5 protein-coding genes are annotated in these 3,756 nt (G+C 66.8%); 1 reads left to right on the top strand and 4 read right to left on the bottom strand.

The genetic code is table 11. From position 1 onward, the window contains the following. Positions 1 to 1,084 (bottom strand): DUF2207 domain-containing protein (locus tag B3587_RS09475; protein WP_292728121.1); only part of this gene is annotated, 1,084 nt, incomplete at its 3' end. A 43-nt stretch (positions 1,085 to 1,127) separates the two neighbouring features. Here B3587_RS09475 and B3587_RS09470 point away from each other — a divergent pair. Then, positions 1,128 to 1,571: a MarR family winged helix-turn-helix transcriptional regulator gene (locus tag B3587_RS09470; RefSeq protein ID WP_228178452.1), complete on the top strand. Its 444-nt coding sequence runs from the start codon at positions 1,128 to 1,130 to the stop codon at positions 1,569 to 1,571. Positions 1,572 to 1,683: 112 nt separating this feature from the next. On the opposite strand, the gene B3587_RS09465 is transcribed toward B3587_RS09470, so the two are convergent. The 3 genes from B3587_RS09465 to B3587_RS09455 all read right to left on the bottom strand — a co-directional run. After that, positions 1,684 to 2,715, bottom strand: a complete 1,032-nt coding sequence (locus tag B3587_RS09465; RefSeq protein ID WP_228178451.1) for a DUF2804 domain-containing protein — start codon at positions 2,713 to 2,715, stop codon at positions 1,684 to 1,686. 98 nt (positions 2,716 to 2,813) lie between these two features. Beyond that, the gene (locus B3587_RS09460; protein ID WP_292728118.1) at positions 2,814 to 3,275 is read right to left on the bottom strand and encodes an Hsp20/alpha crystallin family protein; all 462 of its coding nucleotides are present in this window, start codon (positions 3,273 to 3,275) and stop codon (positions 2,814 to 2,816) included. Between the two features lie 205 nt (positions 3,276 to 3,480). Then, positions 3,481 to 3,756: acyl-CoA dehydrogenase family protein (locus tag B3587_RS09455; RefSeq protein ID WP_292728116.1), on the bottom strand; the 276-nt coding region annotated here is incomplete at its 5' end.

Below are 3,756 nucleotides of genomic sequence, written 5' to 3'. Positions count from 1 at the left end.
CACCGTCCGCGCGCGCGGGGTCCACCAGCACCGCCTTGAGCTTCAGACCACCGAAGAGCTTGCGGCCGGCTTCCTCGATCCGAATGCTGCCGACGACCGCCTGTTCGAGCACTTCAGCCGGGATCGCCTTGGTCGTCTTTCCCAGCAGCACCGCGCTTTCCAGCGCGTCGATCCGCGGCGGCGGGTTGAACTCGGCGATGATCGTCGGCCGCCCGGGCTCGTCGCGCAGCATCCTGGTCCGGAAGACGATCGCCCATACGAACGAACCGATCACGCCGAGAAACGCGAGAGCCTGCAGCCATCCGAACGGCGACGCGACGTACGAGCTGTCGAAGGACGCAAAGGTGTCGGCGTCGAAGGCCACGGCGATCGTAACGGTCTCGTAGGCCAGCACGTCGGCGGCGGATGCCGTGACTGTCACGCCGCCGTCGACATCCGTCGTCGAGGCGATCGGGCACTGGTCGGTAGCGCCTGCCGCACCGACGTAACAGGACTCTGCCCCCGTGAGTGCGGATGCGAGTTCTGCCGGCACATGCAGCGTCGCCGAGACCGACCCGAAGGGCTGGGCCCAGTCGACACCATTGACGTTCCAGTAGAGCTCGTCCACCCCGGTGTCGTCGAAGAAGCGGGCGACGTTCTCGAGCGTGTAGGTGAAGACGTAGGTCTGCGCGCCATGCACGTAGTCGTCGGCGCGCGAGGTCATGACGTAGACCCCGTCCTCGCTCTCGACCTCGGCGGGCCGCGGGGCTCCCTCGGCGTCGGTGATCGACACGAGCTGAGGGTGCAGCGGGGCACCAAGGTACGAGTCGGGCAGGATGCGGCGCATCCCGCGGTTCTGGTCGTACTCCGGGAAGACCGCGACGAATGTCTCGACGACGGTCATCGTGCTGGTTCCATCGTCCGCACGGCCCAGGGTGTAGTCGGCAGCCATGCTCTCGAAGACGAAGTCGTTGACGTCTGTCGACACAGCGGCAGCCTCGTCGCCGAACGACACGCTCACCGAACACGCGACCAGGGCGACGAGAGCAAGGGCGGCGGCCGCGGCGGCGCCGACGGCCCGCCGCGTCAGGATCCGAGCTGACATGTGATCAGCCTACGGGCGCCGGCATGGTCGTACTCTGGTGTGCATGACGGACCGGCGACTGGCGATCGACGCCTGGGAGAGTCTGTTCCGCGCGCAACACGAAGTGCTCGCCGAGATCAGTGGCGACTTCATCGTCGGCGAACTGACGCAGGGCGAGTACGACGTCCTGCTCACCGTCACCCGCGCGCCGGGGATGTCGGCGCGCCTGCGCGATGTGACATCCAACATGCTGATCAGCCAGCCGAGTGTCTCGCGCCTGGTCGACAGGATGGTCGCCTCGGGGTTGCTGACCAAGTGCTCGGATCCGGACGACGGCCGCGGCGCGGTGGTCACCGCGACCGATCGGGGTGCCGGTCTCTTTCGCAAGGTCGCCTCAGCTCACGGCAGGTCCATCGCCGAACGGATGTCAACCCTGAGCGACACCGAACTCGAACAGCTCCGCACGCTCACCTCGAAGCTCCGCGGCCCCCGCGCGTCAGACTGCTGAAGCCTGCATCCGGGCCGAACGCAGGACGAGACCCGGAGTCTCGACTCTCTTCTAGACCTCGGCGCCAGTTCATCCTGCAAACGGCGCGGCAGGCGATCCCGGGCGTGATCCGCTACCAACGGTTGTGGACGTGTTCTGCCCACCCCTCGACACCGTCGAACGGGATGACTTCGCCGCCAGCCGTCGTGAAAGCCCCTGACCACACGCCGAAGCACTGATCCGTCGCCGCCGCAATGATGCCGAGGTTCGTTCGCGCGACACGGTCATAGAACGGGACGAATCGGGCGTCAAGACCGCCGCCGCGCACTGACCACGGACGCAGGAAGTCTGCCTGGTCGTACTCCCAGGTCAGGTCCTCGTGAATCTTGTGCATCCGTCCATCAATGAAAAACGCGTTCTCGGTGGCGCCGGTGCCGTCGGTCCACTTTCCGCCGACCTGGATCCCGATCACGCTGCCCTGGTAGCGGCCCGATCCCGCGCCCCAGTTCCAGGTGATGTCGTACGGCCATCGCCCGCGACCGTGGTCCAGCACCGCCCACGACTCGCCAGCCGGCAGGTCGTACACCGTGCCGTCGACCGTCACCGTGCCACGTGCGGGACGCGCGACATCCTTGACCGTGTATTGGAAGCGCCGCTTAGTCCAGGGCACGACGACGGCCAGACTTTCGTGCCCCGCAGGCTTCTCGGCGAGAACATCGACGGATGCGCGTGGGACCTCGACTCGCATCCGAACGCCGTCTGGCTCCTCCGTGACCTCGATCCGAAGATCCTTGGCCCGGGCAGAAGCGGGACCCTGACCCAGCGTTGGCGGCAGGCTGACCCCGCGAGCGGGAAGCACGGTGGCCGCGCGATGGACAGCCTCGCGGGTGTCGCGATTGAAGATCCACACCTCGTGCACCGCGGCGTAGTCGATGGCTGACACGGTGAGACCCACGATGTATCGCGGCGTCATGATGTTCCAGTACTCCCAGCGCTTATTGCGCCCCCAGAACCGGCGCGGCCCAATCCCGCCGGTCCGGATCAGTGGGGAGCGCGCCCAGCCGAGAGCCGCGGGGTTCAGGCGACCGTCGGGAAGGGTGAGCTCGACCGGAGCCGTGATCTCACTGCGAGAGTCTTGTTTGGGGAAACGAGTCGTCGTCGACACGCGCTCCAGCCTAGATGCGGGACTATTCATCCTCGCGCCCGAGCGAGCACGCAGAAGCCCCCGGTCCGTTCTCGGGCCGGGGGCTTCTGGAGAGCAGGTCAGGCGCTGGCGCCGGCCTCCTGGATCTCACTGTGGGACTCGTCGACCGTGATCGTCGAGGGCGCGTCGGTCGCGATGTCAATCTTGCGCGGCTTGGCCTTGGGGCTCACCGGAATCGTGACCGTCAGCACGCCGTGCGCGTAGCTGGCGGCGATGCCTTCGGTGTCGATCCCCTGACCGAGGCTCAGCTGACGCAGGAAGCTGCCGGCCTCACGCTCGCGCGTGATCCACTTGACGCCTTCCTGCGACGTCAGTGTGCGCTCGGCGCGGATCGTCAGCAGCTGACCGTCGACATCCACGTCGACCGAGCCCGGGTCGATGCCCGGAAGGTCGGCCGAGAGGACGTAGTGGTCGCCGTCACGGTAGAGGTCCATCGGCATCTGGCGCGGTCCGCGCCGGTTGCCGTCGAAGAGTGCGTTCGCGAATCGCTCCATGTCGCGGAGCGGGTCGTAGTGTGCCATGTCGTCTCCTTCTGTGAGCGGGGTCGGATGCCGCATCCGACCGAGTTCTTGAAGTTGAGTCCCATCGACTCAACTAGTCACAGATTAGCACTCTAGCCTGTCGAGTGCCAGCTTCGGATGCCGATTTCGCCCCCGTTCGCGCAGGGCGGATCGAGCCCGCGCCACGGGCTCCCGAGCGGCCGCGCTCCCCGCCCGGTATGACGGCTCAGCGGAACGCGGGAATGCCCGTGATCGCCTGCCCGAGCACGAGGGTGTGCATCTCGACGGTGCCCTCATATGTCAGCACTGATTCGAGGTTCGCGGCGTGACGGATGACGGGGTACTCGAGGGAGATTCCGTTTGCGCCGAGGATCGTGCGGGCGGTGCGGCAGATCTCCAGCGCCTCCCGTACATTGTTGAGCTTGCCCAGGCTCACCTGCTGCGGTGTGAGCTCGCCGGCATCCTTGCGGCGACCAAGGTGAAGCGCGAGCAGCAGCCCCTT

It is taken from the genome of Microbacterium sp. UBA837, from assembly GCF_002296025.1.
In the GTDB taxonomy this organism is placed as follows: Bacteria; Actinomycetota; Actinomycetes; order Actinomycetales; family Microbacteriaceae; genus Microbacterium.
Note: the sequence above shows the minus strand (reverse complement) of the source record. Positions and strands in the feature narration are given on the sequence as shown.

What these genes read in the sequence shown, in the direction of transcription:
- B3587_RS09470 (WP_228178452.1), top strand. Translation starts at nt 1,128, where the DNA reads ATGACGGACCGGCGACTGGCGATCGACGCCTGGGAGAGTCTGTTCCGC.
- B3587_RS09460 (WP_292728118.1), bottom strand. Translation starts at nt 3,275, where the DNA reads ATGGCACACTACGACCCGCTCCGCGACATGGAGCGATTCGCGAACGCA.